The 19,811-nt window shown below is 48.1% G+C and carries 23 protein-coding genes and 1 pseudogene; 18 read left to right on the top strand and 6 right to left on the bottom strand.

Going from position 1 to position 19,811, the window contains the following annotated elements; genetic code table 11:
• Positions 1 to 61 precede the first annotated feature (61 nt).
• The 9 genes from ABNN70_RS14020 (at position 62) to hisIE (ending at position 7,424) form a co-directional block, all read left to right on the top strand.
• Positions 62 to 244, top strand: coding sequence for an alpha/beta-type small acid-soluble spore protein (locus ABNN70_RS14020; protein ID WP_129928099.1), 183 nt, complete (start codon positions 62 to 64; stop codon positions 242 to 244).
• Between the two features lie 668 nt (positions 245 to 912).
• On the top strand, positions 913 to 2,115 hold the full coding sequence (locus tag ABNN70_RS14015; RefSeq protein WP_353948134.1) for an ATP phosphoribosyltransferase regulatory subunit: 1,203 nt from the start codon (positions 913 to 915) through the stop codon (positions 2,113 to 2,115).
• Positions 2,112 to 2,762: an ATP phosphoribosyltransferase gene (hisG, locus tag ABNN70_RS14010; protein ID WP_129928101.1), complete on the top strand. Its 651-nt coding sequence runs from the start codon at positions 2,112 to 2,114 to the stop codon at positions 2,760 to 2,762. The genes ABNN70_RS14015 and hisG overlap by 4 nt, the downstream gene beginning before the upstream one ends.
• Complete coding sequence (gene hisD, locus ABNN70_RS14005; RefSeq protein ID WP_206184248.1) at positions 2,743 to 4,032, top strand: histidinol dehydrogenase; 1,290 nt, start codon at positions 2,743 to 2,745, stop codon at positions 4,030 to 4,032. The genes hisG and hisD overlap by 20 nt, the downstream gene beginning before the upstream one ends.
• Entirely contained in the window at positions 4,025 to 4,618 is a 594-nt protein-coding gene (hisB, locus tag ABNN70_RS14000; protein WP_129928103.1) for an imidazoleglycerol-phosphate dehydratase HisB, read from the top strand. The genes hisD and hisB overlap by 8 nt, the downstream gene beginning before the upstream one ends.
• Entirely contained in the window at positions 4,615 to 5,271 is a 657-nt protein-coding gene (gene hisH, locus ABNN70_RS13995; protein ID WP_129928104.1) for an imidazole glycerol phosphate synthase subunit HisH, read from the top strand. The genes hisB and hisH overlap by 4 nt, the downstream gene beginning before the upstream one ends.
• Positions 5,271 to 6,029 (top strand): 1-(5-phosphoribosyl)-5-[(5-phosphoribosylamino)methylideneamino]imidazole-4-carboxamide isomerase, encoded by a 759-nt coding sequence (hisA, locus tag ABNN70_RS13990; RefSeq protein ID WP_353948133.1) that lies wholly within the window; start codon positions 5,271 to 5,273, stop codon positions 6,027 to 6,029. The genes hisH and hisA overlap by 1 nt, the downstream gene beginning before the upstream one ends.
• Positions 5,998 to 6,756, top strand: coding sequence for an imidazole glycerol phosphate synthase subunit HisF (gene hisF, locus ABNN70_RS13985; RefSeq protein WP_129928106.1), 759 nt, complete (start codon positions 5,998 to 6,000; stop codon positions 6,754 to 6,756). The genes hisA and hisF overlap by 32 nt, the downstream gene beginning before the upstream one ends.
• The gene (hisIE, locus tag ABNN70_RS13980; RefSeq protein ID WP_129928107.1) at positions 6,753 to 7,424 is read left to right on the top strand and encodes a bifunctional phosphoribosyl-AMP cyclohydrolase/phosphoribosyl-ATP diphosphatase HisIE; all 672 of its coding nucleotides are present in this window, start codon (positions 6,753 to 6,755) and stop codon (positions 7,422 to 7,424) included. Before hisF ends, hisIE begins: the two co-directional genes overlap by 4 nt.
• 81 nt (positions 7,425 to 7,505) lie before the next feature.
• Here hisIE and ABNN70_RS13975 read toward each other — a convergent pair whose 3' ends face one another.
• From ABNN70_RS13975 to ABNN70_RS13955, 5 genes are read right to left on the bottom strand one after another with little or no spacing between them, the layout of a single operon-like run.
• A complete protein-coding gene (locus ABNN70_RS13975; protein ID WP_129928108.1) occupies positions 7,506 to 8,267 on the bottom strand; it encodes an ABC transporter permease in 762 nt (253 codons plus the stop codon).
• A complete protein-coding gene (locus ABNN70_RS13970; protein ID WP_353948132.1) occupies positions 8,267 to 9,028 on the bottom strand; it encodes an ATP-binding cassette domain-containing protein in 762 nt (253 codons plus the stop codon). The genes ABNN70_RS13975 and ABNN70_RS13970 overlap by 1 nt, the downstream gene beginning before the upstream one ends.
• Positions 9,012 to 9,386 (bottom strand): DUF1048 domain-containing protein, encoded by a 375-nt coding sequence (locus ABNN70_RS13965; protein ID WP_353948131.1) that lies wholly within the window; start codon positions 9,384 to 9,386, stop codon positions 9,012 to 9,014. The genes ABNN70_RS13970 and ABNN70_RS13965 overlap by 17 nt, the downstream gene beginning before the upstream one ends.
• A 9-nt stretch (positions 9,387 to 9,395) precedes the next feature.
• Entirely contained in the window at positions 9,396 to 9,752 is a 357-nt protein-coding gene (locus tag ABNN70_RS13960) for a DUF1048 domain-containing protein (protein WP_129928111.1), read from the bottom strand.
• Positions 9,749 to 10,078, bottom strand: coding sequence for a PadR family transcriptional regulator (locus tag ABNN70_RS13955; protein ID WP_129928112.1), 330 nt, complete (start codon positions 10,076 to 10,078; stop codon positions 9,749 to 9,751). The genes ABNN70_RS13960 and ABNN70_RS13955 overlap by 4 nt, the downstream gene beginning before the upstream one ends.
• A gap of 579 nt (positions 10,079 to 10,657) precedes the next feature.
• Here ABNN70_RS13955 and ABNN70_RS13950 point away from each other — a divergent pair.
• The 6 genes and pseudogenes from ABNN70_RS13950 to ABNN70_RS13925 all read left to right on the top strand — a co-directional run.
• Positions 10,658 to 11,131 (top strand): annotated as a pseudogene (locus tag ABNN70_RS13950) (DUF2953 domain-containing protein); the annotation flags it as partial.
• A gap of 120 nt (positions 11,132 to 11,251) precedes the next feature.
• Positions 11,252 to 11,725, top strand: coding sequence for a GerW family sporulation protein (gene ytfJ / locus ABNN70_RS13945; protein WP_353949445.1), 474 nt, complete (start codon positions 11,252 to 11,254; stop codon positions 11,723 to 11,725).
• Between the two features lie 171 nt (positions 11,726 to 11,896).
• Positions 11,897 to 12,067 (top strand): hypothetical protein, encoded by a 171-nt coding sequence (locus ABNN70_RS13940; RefSeq protein ID WP_353948130.1) that lies wholly within the window; start codon positions 11,897 to 11,899, stop codon positions 12,065 to 12,067.
• A gap of 74 nt (positions 12,068 to 12,141) precedes the next feature.
• Entirely contained in the window at positions 12,142 to 13,161 is a 1,020-nt protein-coding gene (locus ABNN70_RS13935; RefSeq protein WP_353948129.1) for a class I SAM-dependent methyltransferase, read from the top strand.
• Complete coding sequence (locus tag ABNN70_RS13930) at positions 13,139 to 14,341, top strand: acetate kinase (protein ID WP_353948128.1); 1,203 nt, start codon at positions 13,139 to 13,141, stop codon at positions 14,339 to 14,341. The genes ABNN70_RS13935 and ABNN70_RS13930 overlap by 23 nt, the downstream gene beginning before the upstream one ends.
• Positions 14,342 to 14,417: 76 nt before the next feature.
• Complete coding sequence (locus ABNN70_RS13925) at positions 14,418 to 15,287, top strand: glycosyltransferase family 8 protein (protein ID WP_353948127.1); 870 nt, start codon at positions 14,418 to 14,420, stop codon at positions 15,285 to 15,287.
• A 197-nt stretch (positions 15,288 to 15,484) separates the two neighbouring features.
• Here the strand turns inward: ABNN70_RS13925 and ABNN70_RS13920 are convergent, their stop codons facing one another.
• The gene (locus ABNN70_RS13920) at positions 15,485 to 16,579 is read right to left on the bottom strand and encodes a Xaa-Pro peptidase family protein (RefSeq protein ID WP_129928118.1); all 1,095 of its coding nucleotides are present in this window, start codon (positions 16,577 to 16,579) and stop codon (positions 15,485 to 15,487) included.
• A gap of 195 nt (positions 16,580 to 16,774) precedes the next feature.
• Here ABNN70_RS13920 and ABNN70_RS13915 point away from each other — a divergent pair, with 195 nt between their 5' ends.
• Genes ABNN70_RS13915 through ABNN70_RS13905 form a run of 3 tightly spaced genes read left to right on the top strand, consistent with a single transcriptional unit; the run spans position 16,775 to position 19,775 of the window.
• Positions 16,775 to 17,455: a metal-dependent hydrolase gene (locus ABNN70_RS13915; RefSeq protein ID WP_353948126.1), complete on the top strand. Its 681-nt coding sequence runs from the start codon at positions 16,775 to 16,777 to the stop codon at positions 17,453 to 17,455.
• 37 nt (positions 17,456 to 17,492) lie between these two features.
• On the top strand, positions 17,493 to 18,806 hold the full coding sequence (locus ABNN70_RS13910; RefSeq protein WP_206184259.1) for a DRTGG domain-containing protein: 1,314 nt from the start codon (positions 17,493 to 17,495) through the stop codon (positions 18,804 to 18,806).
• 33 nt (positions 18,807 to 18,839) lie between these two features.
• Positions 18,840 to 19,775, top strand: a complete 936-nt coding sequence (locus ABNN70_RS13905; RefSeq protein ID WP_353948125.1) for a bifunctional oligoribonuclease/PAP phosphatase NrnA — start codon at positions 18,840 to 18,842, stop codon at positions 19,773 to 19,775.
• The last annotated feature ends 36 nt before the right edge of the window (positions 19,776 to 19,811 follow it).

Raw genomic sequence — 19,811 nt, 5'->3', positions numbered from 1 at the left:
ATGTTTCTGCGCATCAGGTTATCACCTCCCGCTCATAATAAGGGCTAAGGAGGTGAGAAACATGGCTGAAAACAATCAACTTCTCGTTCCGGGTGCTGAACAGGCGCTCGAACAGATGAAAACTGAAATTGCTTCGGAGTTTGGTGTCCACCTTGGACCGGATACGACTTCACGTGCCAATGGTTCTGTTGGTGGTGAAATTACGAAGCGCCTGGTTGCCACTGCACTGGGGAGTAAGTTTTAATGACGGATTATTTTAGAAGGGCGGCATAGCCGCCCTTTTTGTCGTATCAGGACAGTGACGAGCTCATTGCGATGTGGGGAACCCCTTGTGTAAGAAGGGATGATAAGGAATTCCCCCAAAACTGGGGCAAATCTGAAGTCGCAGGGTCAAAAATTTACCCCCATATGAAAAATACGAAAGGGAGGAGAGTACCTGGTGTCCACTCTTGTCGGTTGGGGGATCAGGTTTGCGCATGATCAGATGAATAGGCGGAAAAATTTCGCTTACTTAAGTCATTCAATTTAGAAATAACTAAAATAGACGGAGAGATTCCGCCTATTAACTCAGAAAACGGGAAATGGAGCTTTTTGCCTGGCATAATCGGAAAAATTTCGCTTATATACCCCCCGAAAAGATTTCCGTTCTGCCCCTAACCGGAAAATATCCGCTTATTTTACTTTTTGCTCTCAGGACAAAACATCTTATGACAAGTAAGTGAGATGAAAGCCCTGCCAGATGGGAGATGGCCTGTGGCGACTTTGAAAAGGATCATAAACCGCTGGTGACGGATTCCCCTTGACGGATGAGGGTTAATCCTTTAAAATACAGTTTACATACTTTATCGTACTAGTGAATTAAAGTAATGAGAAAATCACAGAAAAAGATGGCTGCCATGAAGGAGAAACCCAATGACACAACCTTATATGTTTGAAAAACCGTTAGGATTGAGAGATATATTGCCGTCTGCCGAGCGGGCTATTGCCAGACTGGAGAAAGTCTTCAGAGAGGAACTGACCAGATGGGGATACGACTTTATTCAGACGCCGGCACTCGAGTATGCAGAAACGATTGGAAGAGCATCTGCCATCGCCGACAGCAGATTATTTAAATTTTTGGACGCAGAAGGGCATCCTGTCGTTCTGCGTCCGGATATGACCACACCTATAGCGAGAATCGCTGCGTCAAGTCTAAGTCACGAACCGCTGCCGCTGAGGCTCGCTTATACGGCCGCTCTGTACCGCAGTCAGAGGCGGGAAGGGGGCCATCCAAGCGAATTTGAGCAGGCCGGTGCCGAACTGATCGGTGACGCCACACCTTATGCCGATGTTGAAATGATCTCGCTGATGCTCGCCTTGCTTCAGAAGACAGGCTTGAAATCGATTCGGCTGGTCATTGGACATGTCGGGTTTGTTAATGCTTTTTTCTACGATATGGTAAAGGATAAGGAAATTGCCGGTCATCTGAGAAATCTGCTTTATAATAAGAACGATGTGGGCTTCCATAAATTGATTCATACCCTTGACCTGAACCAGTCAGATGCCGGCAAGCTGCACACGTTTATCGATTCAAGACGAATGAATAACAGCGAGACACTGGAATTCCTGAAAACACTCGCAGACAGTTCTTCAAGCCCCGTTCATTCATACTACCGGAATATCGTTGAATTGATCGAATTGCTCAAAATTGATCAGCTTGAAGACGTCATAGACCTGGATATTACCCTTGTCCCTCATCTGAATTACTATACGGGATTCGTCTTTCAGGGATTCGGCGGAGGTCTTGGATTTCCGGTCGCAAGCGGCGGACGCTACGATGGATTACTTGCCCAGTTCAGGCGCCCCGCCCCTGCGACGGGATTCGGCATTCGCATGGACCGGCTGATGAGTGCTGTCGGATCAGGAAAACTGCATGTTGAAAGCCGGAAGGAAGCCGTGATTTATGACCGTGAACATGCAAAAGAAGCCCTGCGCTATGCCGCAAAGGAACGGGAAAAGGGACGTGCCGTTGTTTTGCAGTATAGGGACGGGATCGGCAGCCTTGAAGCTTATTCAAAACAATTTGTGACAGTCAGACGATTTTTATCAACAGAAGGAACGGAGACGGGACGATGAATGATTCACTGATTACAGTAGCCATGCCGAAAGGCCGGATATTCGGGGATGCGTGCCGGCTTTTGACCAGGGCCGGATTTGATCTTCCTGAAAGTTTTGAACTGGAGCGTAAATTAATCATTGATCTTAAGTCTGAGCCATTCCGGTTTATTCTGGCTAAACCGGTCGATGTACCGACTTATGTTGAATACGGAGCTGCGGATATCGGTATTGCGGGAAAAGACGTCCTGCTTGAAAGCGGGCGTGATGTGTACGAGATGGTAGATCTCGGCATCAGTAAATGTCACATGGCCGTAGCCGGATTGCCGGGTCACCGGACTAGTCAGCCCTATCTCAAAATTGCGACTAAATATCCGAATATTGCTTCGGATTATTATCGAAGAAGAGGGGAACAGATTGATCTGATCGCTCTGAATGGATCGATCGAACTCGCCCCGATTGTCGGTCTGGCAGATGCTATTGTAGATATTGTATCAACCGGGAAAACGCTCAGAGATAATGGTCTGGTGGAATTTGACAGACTGATAGAGATCAGTTCAAGACTGATCGTGAATCCGGTCAGCTATCGACTGAAGAAAGCAACAATAGACAGGATTATTGAGAAAATGATTCAGGCTACGGAGGCGACTGAAGTTGGAATGGATTAAAAACGGTCATCTTGATTTTCTGAAAAAAAGGAAAGTCGAAGCAAAAGAAGAAGCACGGAAGTCTGTCCAGGCCATCATCGAAGAAGTCAGGGAAAACGGCGATGAAGCGCTCCGTTCACTGACCAGAAAATTTGATGGAGTAGACAGAAAAGATCTGCAGGTTCATATTGATGAAGCGGATGAGGCGGCATCACGAGTTTCTGAAAAGGTACGTCAGGCCATCCGTGAGGCGGCGGGGAATATCCGTGCGTTCCATGAAAAGCATAAACCGGAATCATGGACTGAGACCGTTTCTGACCAGGTCAGACTGGGCCAGAAAGTCACGCCGCTCGATTCTGTCGGTGTTTATGTACCGGGAGGAACCGCCTGCTACCCTTCATCTGTTCTGATGGGGGCGATTCCCGCACTGGTCGCCGGCGTTCCGCGTGTGGTTCTGATGTCACCTCCTCAGAAGAATGGGCTGATTGCCGATGGTGTCCTTGCTGCTGCACGCGAAATTGGTATAACGGAGATTTACCAGGCAGGCGGGGCGCAGGCTATTGCAGCACTGGCTTACGGAACGGAAACCATCCGACCTGTGGATAAAATTGTCGGTCCGGGAAACCTTTACGTCATGCTGGCCAAGAAAGAGGTTTTTGGTGATGTTGCCATTGACAGTCTGGCTGGACCCAGTGAAATCGCCGTTATCGCCGATCAGACAGCGCATCCCGAGTGGGTGGCAGCTGATCTGCTCTCCCAGGCGGAACATGATAAAATGTCCATGCCCGTCCTTGTGACGACCTCTCAGGAATTTGGTGAAAAGGTGGACAGGGAAGTTGAACGGCAGCTTGCGGAATTGCCACGGAAAGAAATAGCGGAACCGGCTGTTGAATCTGTGGGTAAAATCATTCTAGTAAATGATCTGAAGAAAGCTGCCGAAGCTGTGAATCAGATCGCTCCTGAGCATTTGGAGCTTGCCGTAGCAGATCCTGATGCCCTGCTTCCCCGGATTCGCCATGCGGGTGCGATCTTTCTTGGTCACTACAGTTCCGAACCGGTCGGTGACTATTTCGCCGGGCCCAACCATATCATTCCGACAAATGGCGCTGCCCGCTACGCTTCTCCCCTGAGTGTTGAGAGCTTTGTAAAAAGGTCAAGCCTGATCCGCTATACGGAAGAAGCGCTCCGCAGGAATGGGGCTGCTATTGCCGTTCTGGCGCGGTATGAAGGTCTTGAAGGACACGCCCGGGCGGTGGAAAAACGGTTGAAAGGAGCAACAGTTCATGACTGAACGAACCGGTTTCATTGAAAGAAATACATTTGAAACGCAGATCAAACTTCGCTTTTCCCTTGATGGAGATGGCGCCTCGCAGCTGGTGACCGGTGTGCCGTTTCTGACACATATGCTCACACTTTTTACAAAACATGGACTTTTTAACCTGAAGATAGATGCCACTGGCGACACGGATGTCGACGATCATCATACAACCGAGGATATAGCCATCTGCCTTGGGAGAGCGATTCATCAGGCTGCCGGTGACAAAAAAGGGATAAATCGTTACGGGTATGCAATTGTACCGATGGATGAGTCACTCTCTGAAGTGGTCATTGATCTGAGTGACCGGCCTTATTTTGTCTTTCACGGGTCCATTCCTGCTCAGAAGGTCGGTACTTTTGATACAGAACTGGTGACTGAATTTCTGGATAAGCTTGCCACCGAAGCGCGGATGAACCTTCACGTCACCGTTCGATATGGCGAAAATTCTCATCATATTATTGAATCTGTTTTCAAGGCACTGGGACGCGCCCTTGACGCGGCTACCCGACAAAATCCGAGGATTCAAGGGGTCCTGTCAACGAAAGGAACGTTGGGATGATCGGTATAGTTGATTATGGAATGGGTAATTTGTACAGTCTCGGCCAGGCACTGAAACGGATTGGCACACCTTTTTTCATCAGTGACAATGAGCAAAAGCTGGAAGAAGCAGACGGCCTGATCCTGCCGGGCGTCGGTGCATTCAAAGATGCCATGGCGCTGCTGAATCGAAAGAGGCTGACGCCTTTCTTACAGGATGTGGCACAGAGGAAACCGCTTCTTGGCATCTGTCTCGGCATGCAGCTTCTCTTCGAAGAGAGCGAAGAAGGCGGAACCCACAAAGGACTCGGACTGCTCCCGGGACGAGTGGTGCGCTTCAGCGGAATGGACGAGGGTCTCCGTTATAAAGTGCCGCATATGGGGTGGAACACACTCAGCTTTAAGCAGCCGGAATCGCCGCTTCTTCACGGTCTGAGTGAGGATTACGCCTATTTTGTACACTCGTATTATGCGGTGACTGATGCGCCCGTCCTGATTGCCGTAACGTCCTATCATGTGGATGTTCCTGCCATCGTTGGACACGGATTCGTTTCCGGCACCCAGTTCCATCCGGAAAAAAGCGGGGCATTCGGTCAGACTTTGTTGAAAAATTATCTTCAGTTTGTTCAGCATTCAGTCTCTGCTCAGAAACGTCTCAGCCGGGAGGGAATCTGATGTTTACGGTTTATCCTGCTATTGACCTGCTGGGCGGGAAATGTGTCCGTCTCTTTCAGGGGGATTATAAGCAGTCTACTGTTTTTGATGATTCACCTGTATCCGTTGCGCGTTCCTTTTATAACCAGGGGGCGAAGTGGCTGCATGTTGTGGACCTGGACGGTGCCAAAGCGGGTCATCCGGTCAATCGGGAAGTGATCGCTCAGATTGCAGCACAGGTACCGGTTCATATTGAGACAGGCGGCGGGATCCGTTCTATGGCGTGTGTTTCCTGGTACCTGGAACATGGAATCCGCCGTGTGATTCTTGGCAGCTCCGCGATTTCAGATCCTGCTTTCACCAGACAGGCATTAAAACAGTACCCCGGAAAGGTGGCTGTCGGACTCGATGTCAGACAGGGGAAAATAGCGGTTAACGGGTGGCTCCAGGTTTCCGATATACGTGCGGCGGACCTGGCAAAAAAGCTGATCGAATACGGGGCCATTCATTTCATTTATACCGATATTTCCCGGGACGGTGCGATGCAGGGCGCAAACATAGAAGGGGCTGCACGGCTGGCAGAAGAAATCGGGCGTCCGGTTGTTCTGTCCGGAGGGGTGTCATCTCTTGATGAAATCAAAGAAATTCTGAAAAAACGGAACGGAGAAATCAGCGGAGCAATCATCGGCAAAGCGCTTTATACGAAACAGATTTCTATTCCGGACGTGGTAAGGTTGGTGACAGCAGATGCTGGCAAAACGGATTATCCCCTGTCTTGATGTCAAGGACGGGCGCGTTGTCAAAGGGACACAGTTTATTCACCTCCGTGACGCAGGTGATCCCGTTGAACTGGCGATGTATTACAACCGCGAAGGAGCAGATGAACTGGTTTTCCTGGACATAACGGCATCGAATGAAAAGCGCCACACGATGATTGATGTAGTCAAAGCTGTTGCAGCCCGGCTCGCCATTCCGTTTACTGTTGGCGGCGGGATCCATTCACTGGAAAATATAAAGGAACTGCTGCGGGCCGGGGCGGATAAAGTGTCGCTGAACAGTGCGGCGGTGGCACGCCCTGAACTGATTACAGCAGGTGCTGATTTTTTCGGGTGCCAATGCATTGTCTGTGCGATTGATGCCAGATGGGATCCTGAATTAGACATGTATCGGGTCTATACACATGGCGGAACACGAAAGACAGATCTTGATGCCATCGAATGGGCAAAAACGGCTGTTTCGCTTGGAGCAGGTGAGATCCTGTTGACCAGTATGGACTGTGACGGCAGAAAAAACGGCTTTGAACTGAACCTGACTCGTAATATCAGCGATGCGGTGGATGTACCGGTTATTGCTTCAGGAGGAGCAGGGAAAACGGCTGACTTTTATGATGTTTTTGCGAAGGGCAGGGCGGATGCAGCACTGGCCGCTTCCATTTTTCACTATAAAGAAACGTCAATTAACAAGGTAAAGACGTTTTTAAAAGATAAAGGGGTTGTCATACGATGAAAGCAGAAGATGTGACATTTAATGAAAATGGCCTGATACCGGCTATTGTGCAGGATGCCCAGAGTAAAGAGATTCTGATGCTTGCTTATATGAATAAAGAATCACTGGAAAAATCGTTGGAAACAGGAGAAACCTGGTTCTTCAGCCGGTCAAGACAGAAACTTTGGCACAAAGGGGAGACCTCGGGAAATACACAGAAAATCATCGACTGGGGACGCGACTGTGACTCGGATACACTGCTTGTCAAGGTCATTCCGTCGGGTCCTGCCTGTCATACTGGCAGTTACAGCTGCTTCAAAATGGAAGAAAGCGACAAAAAAGAGGCGACAGAGAGTGGAAATGATCGCTATGGCATACTCGCGGAACTGGAACATGTCATCGCCGAACGGGAAGCGGAACGGCCGGAAGGTACATATACAACCTATTTGTTTCATGAAGGCATTGATAAAATACTGAAAAAAATCGGAGAAGAAACGTCTGAAGTCATCATTGCGGCAAAAAATCGCTCGGCTGCTGAACTGGAATGGGAAGTTTCAGATGTGATCTATCACACATTGGTGATGCTTCGTGAACAAGGTGTCGGTTTTGACCGTGTCCTCCACGTATTAGAGAAGCGTCACCGCGAAAAAAGTGAATTTCAGCGTGAAAAAGCAAAAAAACTCGATTGAAATAAGGATAAATAAGGCAAACCGGAATCCCGCCATCTGACAGGTTTCCGGTTTTTTGTACACTATTCATGCCTGTAAACATTAAGCTGTTTTATGTTTATAGGCGAGCATTGCGAAAAGATAGGCAACGATAAGGATTCCAAGACACCATGCGAGCGCAATCCAGATATCGTTACCAACAGGCTGCCGCGCGAGCAGAGAACGTATCGCATCGACAATGGAGGTCACCGGCTGGTGTTCGGCGAAGGCGCGGACCGGTCCGGGCATGGATGAAGTAGGAACAAAGGCTGAACTGATAAACGGCAAAAAAATAAGCGGATAGGCGAAAGCACTTGCGCCGTCTGCCGATTTTGCCGTCAATCCGGGAATCACCGCGATCCAGGTCAGAGCCAGTGTCACCAGCGCGAGGATACCGGCCACGGCAAGCCATGAAGCTATCCCTGCTGATGAACGAAAGCCCATAATCAGCGCTACAAGAATGATGATGACGACCGAAATGGCGTTGGAAACCATTGAGGTCAGCACATGCCCCCACAGCACGGAGGAACGCGCAATCGGCATCGAGTGGAACCGTTCAAAGATACCGCTCTGCATATCCATGAACAGGCGGAAAGCGGTATAGGCGATGCCGCTCGCAATCGCCATCAGCAGGACGCCGGGCAGCAGATAATTGACATAATTGTCCGTACTGACTTGAATCGCGCCGCCCAATACGTAGACGAACAGCAGCATCATCGCAATCGGAGTGATGCAGACCGTCATGATCGTGTCCATGCTGCGGGTAATATGGCGCATTGAGCGCCCAAACATCACGATCAGGTCGCTGAAAAAGTATCTCTTCATTATCGTTTTTCCTCCTTTCTCGCGACGAGCGCGAGAAAAATTTCTTCCAGTGTCGGCTGTTTTTCTACATACTCTTTCTTTGCAGGCGGGAACAGGTTTTTCAGTTCCGCGAGTGTACCGCATACGATGATCTTTCCTTCATGGAGAATGGCGATTCGGTCGGCAAGTTTCTCGGCTTCCTCCAGATACTGCGTGGTCAGGAACACTGTCGTACCGCCCCCGGAAAGTGCTTTGACCGCCTTCCAGACCCCGAGGCGCGCCTCGGGATCAAGCCCGGTGGTTGGCTCGTCCAGAAAAATAAGCGGCGGTTTTCCAATCAGACTCATGGCGATGTCCAGTTTGCGGCGCATACCGCCCGAATAGGTTGCAACCCTGCGGTCGGCGGCGTCGGCCAGACCGAAATGGTTCAGAGAATCGTCCGCTAATTGACGCGGATTTTTAAGGTGTCGCAGTCTGGCAATCATGATGAGGTTTTCCCGCCCGGTCAAAATCTCATCTACGGCAGCAAACTGCCCGGTCAGACTGATCGACTGCCGTACAGGGTCAGGCTTTGCTGTCACATCGTAGCCGTTGACGCTCACAGTCCCGCCGTCTGGCTTCAGCAGCGTGGTGAGGATTCTGACGACCGTTGTCTTGCCCGCGCCATTAGAACCGAGCAGGGCGAAAATCTCACCTCGCTTCACTTCAAAATTGATGCCTTTCAGGACTGCCGCGCTCTTGAAAGACTTTTGCAGATCTTTTACTTCAATTGCTTTTTCCATCTTGATCGCCTCTTTTTTTATCCGAAACCTTTTTCATGGCCTTGTTCACTTTCCGGTTAACAGCTTCTTGATAGACGTCGGCGTAAGTTTTTGAATCTTTGATGAGATCGTCGCAGAAAGCCGCTACATCACTGCCCGTCACTTCGAGCACTCCTTTTCCCGAGGCCGCGCCCTCTTCAAAAAGGTCGACAATACCTGAGAGTAAACCGATCCCGCTTGTTAGCTCAACTGGGCCGACTTTAAAGAAGTATTTTTGAATCTCTTTATAAACAATCTGATAATCTTGCGGGAGGCCTTTGACACGAGCCATGTGCGCCCGCCACTCTTTTTTGCTCTTGATGATATCTCGTAAGCTCATTTTATCCTCCTATTTACCTGATTTGCCTAATTTTTTTGCAATATTATTATTGAGTTGCCTGCGCCACTTGTCGCGAAAAGACTTTGCCCCTTCTTCGCCGGCAAGTGCTGAACAGAAGCCCTTGATATCGTCACCTAAAACGTCCTGGACACGCTGACCGTCCGCTGCTGTTTCTTCGAGCAGGCCAAGTACATCGTCAAGAATGGGCATGAGGTTGCGTCCGGTAAAATCTGAGTGCGGCCAAAGATTGAATTTGATTTTTTCCCATGCCACCTGATAATCGGCCGGCAGCTTTTTAGCTCGTGATTCAAAAGTTTTCAATTCTTTAGTCATGTCACTGCCCGTGATTTTTTCCCAGAAATTCATTCTTTTCTCTCCTTTAACTCGTTCATTTTTGATGACAGGAAAGCCCATCTTTCCCAGAACTTTCGCAGTTCCTCGCGTCCCGCGTCGTTGAGAGCAAAAAACTTTCGCGGCGGCCCCATGCTGGAGGGCTTTTTGGCGACTTTTACCAGTTTGTTTCTTTCAAGCCGGACCAGGATGGTATACACTGTTCCCTCCACAACATCTGTAAATCCGAGGGCGTTCAGACGCCGCGTGATTTCGTAGCCGTAGGTTTCTTTGCGGCTTATCAATTCAAGGACACAGCCCTCAAGTACGCCCTTGAGCATTTCTGTCAGGTTTTTCAGCATAATCCCTCCTCACTACTTTGTATGACCGGTATGCTGTATCACTTATTACAGCTATATAGTAACACGCAATAGATGGTTTGTTAATAGTCGGAAATTCTTCCTGATGCAAAGCATAATACAGCATTTATCAGCATCGGGCAAACCTGCCCGATGCCGGAATACCTGAGTTGAGCATCACCTGTTTAATATGTCACCTTTTAAAAGGTGAGTTTGATTCAAACCGGCAGATATTTGCTCTCCGTCATGAAGGATAAGAAGAAAGAAAGCAGCACATAATAAAGCGAAACTTCAATCAGTGGGGGGTCCTTACCCACCGCTGATTGTTAGTTGAACCAATCGGGCTGCTGCGGGCAGTTACCCCCACCCGGGTCTGTTCATTTCCCCTCATAATTTTGAGGTGGGGGTTTTACTGCCCGTTAATGCGGGATAAAGTGAAACTTCAATCAGTGGTGGGGGTCCTTACCCCCACCCGGGTCTGTTCATTTCCCCTCATAATTTTGAGGTGGTGGTCTTACTGCCCGTTAATGCGGGATAAAAAACGACTTTCCAAGCAGTCATCCTGGTCTGGAGGATGGGCTTATGTTACTCCTTTTTTTACTGACAGGCCTTCTTTTATTTTTCGTCCTTGCACTTATTCTCATTTTAGGAAGCACCCTCTCTGTTCTCCTTAATGCTGAATTCAGCAATGGCAGGCTTGATGCTTCGGCGCAGCTCATGTTATGGAAGAAAACAATCTGGCAGGGCCGGATCAGCGAAACGAATCTGGAAGAGATGCTGCTGCACGCTCTTGCAGAATCAGATGAATGGAAGGAGAGCGCCCGGGGCAGTCGGCCTGCGCAAGACATGTTCAGCCGCAGGAAGAGGTGGATGCGCGTTTTCCGTACGATTCATTGGTCTGATCAAATGCATGTCGGGCATTTTCAATGGCAGACGGTCTGTGGTATGGGCGATGCCCCTCTGACCGCCATGTGCTGCGGTTTTATCTGGGCAATGAAGTCAGCTGTTCTGCCACTGATCGGCCAGATGACGAATCAGAATCTGCATGTCACCGTTCATCCGTTATTCCGGCAAATGACATTCCGTTCCCGTCTGTCATGCATGGTAACAATCAAAACAGGAAAAGCTATCGGTATAGTCAGGCAGATAGTAAAGCAAATGAAAGGGGGGAAAAGCGTGGCAGATCATCCAATTCAAGGGCTAATGAAAACAGCGCTGGAAAGTATCCAGTCAATGATTGATGTCCGCACGATTATCGGGGATCCGATCGAGACAGAAGACGGCCATTTGATCATTACGATTTCAAAAGTGGGGTTCGGTTTTGTTGCCGGCGGCAGTGAATTTAGTACAAAAAACGAAAATCCTGATGAACAGCAGGGTGAGGAAGAGGAAGCCTATCTGCCGTTCGGAGGCGGAACGGGCGGGGGTGTGTCCATCACTCCGATTGCTTTTCTTATTATCGGACCTCATGGTGTGAAAACCATCCATCTGGATCATCAGACACACCTCTATGAAAGGTTGATCGATTTAGTTCCGAGAACGGTAGAAAAAATCAAGGAAATCATGGATGAAACCGCAGTGGGGCAGGGTGTCCGTCCGAAAAAGAAAAAAAAGCCGGACGAATGGTCGAAGGATACGGAATGGGAATAAGACGGGCAGATCAGGCGCCGTCTCCTGTTCTTTTGAAACCGGACCGGTTTATTCGACGTACATGGATACGGTAATTATTTTTGATTTTTAAGTGGATAGATGGCAATCCACTTGTTTTCTATTGCCCTGCCACTAAAATTAATTTATAGTGTACATAGGAGCGTTGCAGATATGAACCATGGAACATCTAACGGAACTTTCCAGGTGAAGCATGCGCTGCGCCCGGATTCAGGTAAAAGGGAGACCGAACTGTTTTCCGGTGGCAGGTTCAGCAGCAGGACTGCATCCACGGCGGCTCATTCTGATGGAGAATCAGACACACTCCGGGATGCAGAAAAATAATGTCAGATTTTTTGCGGTGTGTTTTATGTTGAAAGCGCTTTATGGATGGTTTATGGATTATGGGGGAAGACATCTTGGAAACGACAATAGTGACCGATTTATTTTCGGTACTTGATCAGGCTGCACTTATAATTATGAAAAAGCACAAAATATCCTATTTAGAGGGTCTGTGTGCTGCAGGCGAGGATATTTTCAAAGACAGGGTGACCGACCATGACCTTAAAGAGAAGCTGGAACCGCTGTATGCGGCCTTTTTTCATAAGGGAATGACAGCTGAAGATGTACGGCGTGCTTTCCAGCTTGCTGTACTTAAGGGTATGAAAAAGGACTCGGCGGCCGGTGATGACATGACACCTGATGCGCTGGTTATCTTAATGGGGCATATTGCCAGTCAGCTGATGGGAAAGTATTCGTCATTTTCAGTTCTTGATCCTGCTGCAGGAACAGCCAATCTCCTTACAGGCATCATGAATCAGTCCAGTCAGGGTCATATCCTTGCCTGTGGAGCAGACACGAACGATCTGATGATCCGGCTTGCCTGGACGAATGCCAATTTGCAGCAGAATGAGATTCATCTCTTACATCAGGATGGTCTCAAACCGATCCTGACTGAACCGGCAGACCTTGTCGTATGTGATGTTCCGGTGGGTTTCTATCCAGATCAGGAAAACGCCAAACAATTCGAGTTAAACGGAACGGATGGAAAAGCGTATACCCATTTTCTTTTCATTGAACAGGGGTTAAAACAGCTGAAGGCAGGCGGATATCTGCTCTATCTGATTCCTAATCGACTCTTTTCAGATGACCATGACCATCATTTTCACCGTTTTATGCAGAAGCATGCCATCGTGCTGGCTCTGCTTCAGCTGCCTCTGACCCTTTTCAGGAAACCGGAGGCCGCAAAGAGTATCATGCTTCTGCGAAAAAAGGGTGGAAGTGCGGCAGTGCCGGGGAAACGCTTCTGGCAGAACTGCCTGATTTTCTTAATGAAAACGCCATGCGAAAAGTTTTGCAGCGGATTGATCAATGGTTTACCGATCAGTCTGTTTAGTAGATTTGGGGGTGAAGGATATGGCATTAATACTTGCTATTAATGCAGGCAGTTCATCACTGAAATTCCAGCTTCTCGATATGCCTGCTGAAAAACTGGTGACCAAAGGCGCGGTAGAACGTATTGGACTTTCTGATTCTATTTTCACCATCAGTGTAAAAGGAGAGAAAAAGAAGGAAGTCACATCAATACCCGATCATGAAGAGGCGGTAAGGAAACTGCTGGAAAAGCTGACATCCCTTCATATTATTCAGTCACTGAAGGAGATTGAAGGGGTCGGTCATCGTGTTGTTCATGGTGGTGAAGACTTTGACGATTCCGCTCTGGTAACTGACGAAGTGATTAAAAAAATTGAGAATCTTTCAGATCTTGCTCCGTTACATAACCCCGCGAACCTTGTCGGCATCCGGGCATTCCGTGAAGTGCTGCCTGATGTTCCGGAGGTTGTTGTATTCGATACCGCTTTTCATCAGAGTATGGGAAGTGAAGCGTTTCTTTATAGTGTGCCTTATCAATACTACACGGATTACGGTGTCCGGAAATATGGTTTTCATGGAACAAGTCATAAATATGTCACCATGAGGGCTGCAGATATACTGAATCGGCCGCTGAAGGATTTGCGGCTGATCTCATGCCATTTAGGAAACGGTGCCAGTATTACAGCAGTCAGAGATGGAAAATCTATTGATACGTCCATGGGTTTTACTCCTCTTGCCGGGGTGACGATGGGAACACGTTCCGGAGATCTTGATCCGGCACTCATTCCCTACATTATGGACAAAACCGGGATGAATGCGACTGAAGTAATCAATGTACTGAATAAAAAAAGCGGGTTACTGGGTATTTCCGGCTTCTCAAATGATTTGCGGGACCTTGAAAAGGAAGCCAGAAGAGGGAATAAGAGAGCGAAGCTGGCTATTGATGTGTTTGTTGAGCGGATTCAGAAATATATCGGGTCGTATGCTGCGAAGATGGCTGGTGTTGATGCCATTATCTTTACCGCAGGGATTGGTGAGCACAGTTCGCTGGTCCGGGAACGTGTTCTTGATGGACTGCAGTTTATGGGCGTGTTTGTGGATCCTGAAAGAAATAAGATCAACGGTAAGGAGACTTTTATCAGTGCAGAGCATTCGCCTGTAAAAGTACTGGTTATTCCAACGAATGAAGAGGTCATGATTGCCAGGGATACGGTTCGGCTCTCAAAACTGTGGCAGAAGATCTGATCTGTCACATACATTCCTCTGCCCTCCATTTAATCCGGTCAGCTCTATTATTTGTGGAAAGCAGAGGTGTTGCTGATTGAATATACTTGTCGCACTAAACGCGAATTATCTGTATCCGTTGAAGGTGATGCTGAAGTCACTGTTTATGAATAATCGCGGCTGTACCATCACGGTATACATGATGTATTCCAAATTGAATGAAAATGAAATTAAAGATATACAGGAATTTGTATCCGGTGAAGGCCACCGGCTGGTGCCCGTTTTTATTCATCCCGGACTATTTGATGATGCGTTGGTTTACAGGCACTTTTCATCAGAAATGTATTACAGGCTGATTGCTTTTCGTTATCTTCCCGAATCAGTGGATCGAATTCTTTATCTGGATCCGGATATCATTAACCTGAATCCTGTATTTGATCTGTACAGGAAACCTTTCGGGAACGCATTTTTTATGGCCTGTGAACATGCCTATTCTGCCAGAATGGCCGGTCCGTTCAATAAAATGCGCCTGAAAACACCAAAGGCAAAAGGGTATTTTAACACCGGTGTCCTGATGATGAATATCAAAGCACTGAGAAAAAGCAATTCATTAAAGAAAATTATGCAGTTTACGGGGAAACACAAGCATCTGCTTCTGCCGGATCAGGATATTTTTAATGCCCTTTACTGGGACAAAATCATTTCGATTCCCGGTATGTACTATAATTACGATGCCCGCTATTATAATCTGACTCGAATTTTTCCGACGAACAAAGATCAGGCTAATCCCAAATGGATTAAAGCACATACTGTTTTTATCCATTATTGTGGCGGGCAGAAGCCCTGGCAGCCCGGGTATAAAGGGAACCTCGGTTTCTTTTTCAACTTTTATGCACGAAGATATGCTGAAGATGAAGCGGAACGCAGGGAAAGACGGACACCTGTGCATGAAACTGAGGGTCATTGAGGAGAATCCGGATCACGGCCGGGTCGCAGCAGCACCAAAGGCTTCGTTTTTCTGCCGTTTTTTCCGTAAGGGTTCTGTACTTTCTTTGAAATATAGGAAAACCTGGCACAGACAGGTTCTTTTAAAATACATAGAAAACCCCGTATGACAGCGACTAGGGTCGAATCATACGGGGTATTTATGCTTTTCACAGGGGATTATTCGATAATCTGCAGCTCTTTTGGATAGTGGGTCAGGGTCTCCGGACCGTTTTCACTCATGTACACATCATCTTCAATGCGCACGCCGGCCACACCGGGGACATAAATTCCCGGTTCGACGGTGAATACCATGCCTGTTTCCAGAAGATTGTCATTATCTGCGCTCATCGAAGGTTCTTCATGCTCGCCAAGGCCAAGTCCGTGACCGATGCGGTGTGTGAAATAGGCACCATAACCTGCATCAGAGATCACCTTCCGGGCTACTCCGTCGAGGTCGCCGATTCTCATTCCGGCATGAGCCGCCTGGATCGCGGCAAGGTTTGCCTGCAGGGTCGTATTGTAAATTTTACGCTGCTCATCAGATACATACTTATATCCGACCGTTCGGGTTATATCCGAGCAGTATCCATCTATCACTACGCCCAGATCGAACAGGACCATATCGCCTTCTTTGATTTGCCGGTTTCCGGGATAACCGTGGGGCTTTGCAGTGTTTTCACCGGTGAGAACCATGGTATCAAATGCCATTTCTGAATAGCCCTGTTTTGCCAGTTCGTATTCGATGTCAGAAATAATGGCTGTTTCGGTCCGTCCTTTTTTAATTGCGTTAACGCCGAGTTTAACGGCATAATCGGCAATCTCACCGGCTTTCTTCATTGCCGCAAGTTCCGCCGGGGATTTTATCCTGCGCATCGAAGCCAGAAAGCCCTCAATAGATCCAAAGGATGCATCAAAAAGGGACTGGACCGCTTCGGCTTTTTTATAAGGAAGGGTTCTCGGCTCGATATAGACCTTGCCGGATCCGGCTTTTCGGGAATGAATCGCTTTGGAGACGAATGTCCAGGGATCCTGATCATCCCGGTAACCGATCACTTCATGGCCGAAAGCGGACGATTTAGCCTGCCCTTCTTCCAGTGCCGGGCAGATCAGAAAGGGTTCCGCGTCGGGGAAGACAAAAAGGCCAAGAAAACGTTCATGCGGATCACACTTAAAATGTGTGAGATAATAAACATTGGATGGTTCAGCGATATAAGCGAATCGTCCGTTATGGCTTTTCAGCCAGTCTTCAATCTTTCTGATTTTGTTTGTCACATGAGTCACTCCAGTATCATCTTGTTACCCTTTAATTTATCACAATCAGTTTGAGATAACAGGGAGAACATCCGTTTTTCTGCAAAAAACATGAAAACAGCACCTTTCCTCTGATTTTAAGAATAGGTAGTGTATAATAAATAACAGGTATATATGAGATGATCAAATTGTTTCAACAGATGAGGGGGTACTCGGATGCAACTCACATTTATCGGCCATTCGACCGTACTTATTGAAACGTCGAACGGTAATCTCGTGATCGATCCTTTTATCACTGGAAACAGCCTGGCCTCTGTGACACTGGACGATTTGCCTGAAATTGATTACATTCTGCTGACCCACGGACATGGGGATCATACGGCTGATACACTGCCTATTGCTGAAAGGGATGGATCCCTTATCATCGGCATAGCGGAACTTGCAACTTATTATGGCTGGAAAGGTTTGAAAACACATGGCATGTCGATTGGCGGAAGCTATACGTTCCCCTTTGGACGTGTCAAGCTGACCCAGGCTTTTCACGGATCCAGCATAACAGAGCCTGGCAACCGTATCGTCTATACGGGCATGCCGGCCGGACTGCTTCTTTATATTGATGGAAAAACCATTTATCATGCGGGAGACACGGGACTTTTTACGGATATGAAACTGATCGGCGAACAAAATAATATCGACCTGGCCTTTCTGCCGATTGGAGACAATTTCACAATGGGTCCTGATGATGCACTGATCGCCGCAGACTGGCTGAAGGCGAAGACCGTCATTCCTATTCATTATGATACCTTCCCTGTAATCCGGCAGGACGCCAGGCGCTTTGTGGATCGACTGGGGACGCGCGGACGCCTTCTCAGACCGGGAGAGTCCATAACACTTTAATGCATGAACGGGCTTCCGGGAAAGACGGGTGAGGACAATCGAAACCAAACATGAACTGATTATGAAATATATTGAGAAACTTGAAATCGGCAGTAAAATATCTGTCAGACAGACGGCCCGCGATCTGGGCGTCAGTGAGGGAACCGCATACCGTGCGATCAAAGATGCTGAAAATCAGGGTTTTGTCTCTACTGTAGAACGTGTCGGTACGATCCGTATTGAGAAAAAAAGTAAACAGAGCATTGAGAAACTGACATTCGATTCCATTGTTAAAATTGTTGATGGTGTGGTTCTTGGCGGACGGGAAGGCCTGTCAAAGACACTGCACCACTTCGTTATCGGGGCGATGGAACTGGATGCGATCAAGCGCTACATTGGTGCGAACGATCTGATGATTGTCGGCAACCGGGAATCTGTTCACCGCTACGCTCTTCGGGAAGGTGCAGCCGTGATGGTGACCGGGGGCTTCGGTACAAGTGACGAGGTCAGGCGACTGGCAGATCAAACCGGTATGCCGGTAATTTCAACTTCCTATGATACCTTTACGGTTGCAGCAAAAATCAACCGGGCAATATATGATCAGTTGATAAAGAAAGAAATTGCCCACGTTTCTGATATTTTGATTCCTCTGTCGGATACACAGTTTCTTCTCGAAAGCGACCGGCCCGAAAAATGGACGGAGCTGAACAGCATGACTTCTCACAGCCGATTTCCGGTTGTTGATGAAAAGATGCAGGTTACAGGAATTGTCACCATGAAGGATGTGATGGGGCACCCGGAAGCGCATGTTATCAGTGATCTGATGACTGCTCATCCGCATACCGTCAATCCGTCAACATCTGTTGCAGCAGCAGCACACCGCATGATCTGGGAAGGAATTGAATGTCTTCCGGTTACTGACAGGACGCAGCATCTTTTGGGCATCATTACCCGGCGCGACGTCCTTAAAGCCTTACAGATGGTTCAGCAGCAGCCGCAGATGGGAGAGACAATTGAAGATCTGATCTCTGCCAGTCTGTCAGATCAGTCTGATGACAGACATTATGCCTTTCAGTTCGATGTCACACCGCAGATGACCGACTATCTCGGGTTCCTGTCTTACGGGATTATGACCTCCATGGTCGCTACCGCCGGCAGACGGGTTCTCAATCATTTGAAAAAAGGTGATCTGGTCATTGACAATTTTTCATTTTACTTTTTTAAACCGGTGCAGATTGATCAGACAGTCAGCGTTTTCCCGAAAATTCTTGAGATGACACGAAGAAACGGTAAACTGGATGTTGAATTGTTTGTCGAAGGGCAGATTTGCGGTAAAGCTCTGATCACGGCTCAGTTCATTGATCGTTTCTGACCGGCACAACGAATATCAGCTGGAGGACTTCATGTGATAGAGAAAATATTGGAGTACATTAGAAAGTATGAGACCATTATTATTCACCGCCACGTCCGACCGGATCCGGACGCCATGGGTTCCCAGGGTGGACTTGCCTGCCTGATCCGGGATAATTTTCCGGATAAGAAGGTTTATACGGTCGGTGAGGAAGCGGATTCTCTTCGTTTTCTGCGCTCGATGGATCAAATTGCAGATGACGTTTATGATGGAGCATTGGTAATTGTCTGTGATACAGCCAACCGTGAACGGGTTTCAGATCAACGGTTTGACAGGGGCGCACACCTGATAAAGATTGATCATCATCCCATTGTGGATTCTTACGGGGACCCCGAATGGGTGGATCCGTCCGCCAGTTCAACAAGTGAGATGATCACCTCTATAGTAAGGAAGCACAGAGAACTGGTATTGACTGACGAAGCGGCACGGCTGCTGTTCGCCGGTATCGTCGGCGATACAGGCAGGTTTCAGTTTAGCAATGTGACAGAGCAGACGTTTCTTGCAGCAGCCGAACTGGTCCGGCATCCTTTTGACCGACAGGCCTTTTTTGATCAGCTCTATATAAGAAAGCTGGATGTGGTCCGCTTAAACGGTTATGTTCTGCAGCACTTCACACTGACAGACGAGGGAGTCGGTTTCATCAAGCTGCCGCTGGAACTGGTTCATTCCTACCATCTTGAATCTTCTGATGCCTCATCGCTTGTCAACAGTTTTGCAAATGTGGAAGGCATCAAGGCATGGGTGCTGTTTTCGGAAGAAGACGGACAGATCCGGGCCCGGATCCGTTCCAAAGGACCAGTGATTAACGAACTGGCGGCAAATTTTAATGGCGGGGGTCACCCGCTGGCCTCTGGAGCGACTGTTTACAGCTGGGGAGAAGCCGATCAGCTGATAGAGGGACTTAAAGAGCTGTGCCGATCCTGGAAATGATTGTAAAAACGCCGTGAGACGCAAGGGAAAATGCGT

It is taken from the genome of Sporolactobacillus sp. Y61, from assembly GCF_040529185.1.
Lineage (GTDB): Bacteria > Bacillota > Bacilli > Bacillales > Sporolactobacillaceae > Sporolactobacillus.
Note: the sequence above shows the minus strand (reverse complement) of the source record. Positions and strands in the feature narration are given on the sequence as shown.

What these genes read in the sequence shown, in the direction of transcription:
- hisF (WP_129928106.1), top strand. Translation starts at nt 5,998, where the DNA reads ATGCTGGCAAAACGGATTATCCCCTGTCTTGATGTCAAGGACGGGCGC.
- ABNN70_RS13970 (WP_353948132.1), bottom strand. Translation starts at nt 9,028, where the DNA reads ATGGAAAAAGCAATTGAAGTAAAAGATCTGCAAAAGTCTTTCAAGAGC.
- ABNN70_RS13940 (WP_353948130.1), top strand. Translation starts at nt 11,897, where the DNA reads ATGAACCATGGAACATCTAACGGAACTTTCCAGGTGAAGCATGCGCTG.
- hisA (WP_353948133.1), top strand. Translation starts at nt 5,271, where the DNA reads ATGTTTACGGTTTATCCTGCTATTGACCTGCTGGGCGGGAAATGTGTC.
- ABNN70_RS13960 (WP_129928111.1), bottom strand. Translation starts at nt 9,752, where the DNA reads ATGAATTTCTGGGAAAAAATCACGGGCAGTGACATGACTAAAGAATTG.
- ABNN70_RS13975 (WP_129928108.1), bottom strand. Translation starts at nt 8,267, where the DNA reads ATGAAGAGATACTTTTTCAGCGACCTGATCGTGATGTTTGGGCGCTCA.
- ABNN70_RS13965 (WP_353948131.1), bottom strand. Translation starts at nt 9,386, where the DNA reads ATGAGCTTACGAGATATCATCAAGAGCAAAAAAGAGTGGCGGGCGCAC.
- ABNN70_RS14020 (WP_129928099.1), top strand. Translation starts at nt 62, where the DNA reads ATGGCTGAAAACAATCAACTTCTCGTTCCGGGTGCTGAACAGGCGCTC.
- hisIE (WP_129928107.1), top strand. Translation starts at nt 6,753, where the DNA reads ATGAAAGCAGAAGATGTGACATTTAATGAAAATGGCCTGATACCGGCT.
- ABNN70_RS13955 (WP_129928112.1), bottom strand. Translation starts at nt 10,078, where the DNA reads ATGCTGAAAAACCTGACAGAAATGCTCAAGGGCGTACTTGAGGGCTGT.
- hisH (WP_129928104.1), top strand. Translation starts at nt 4,615, where the DNA reads ATGATCGGTATAGTTGATTATGGAATGGGTAATTTGTACAGTCTCGGC.
- ABNN70_RS14015 (WP_353948134.1), top strand. Translation starts at nt 913, where the DNA reads ATGACACAACCTTATATGTTTGAAAAACCGTTAGGATTGAGAGATATA.
- hisB (WP_129928103.1), top strand. Translation starts at nt 4,025, where the DNA reads ATGACTGAACGAACCGGTTTCATTGAAAGAAATACATTTGAAACGCAG.
- hisG (WP_129928101.1), top strand. Translation starts at nt 2,112, where the DNA reads ATGAATGATTCACTGATTACAGTAGCCATGCCGAAAGGCCGGATATTC.
- ABNN70_RS13915 (WP_353948126.1), top strand. Translation starts at nt 16,775, where the DNA reads ATGCAACTCACATTTATCGGCCATTCGACCGTACTTATTGAAACGTCG.
- ABNN70_RS13930 (WP_353948128.1), top strand. Translation starts at nt 13,139, where the DNA reads ATGGCATTAATACTTGCTATTAATGCAGGCAGTTCATCACTGAAATTC.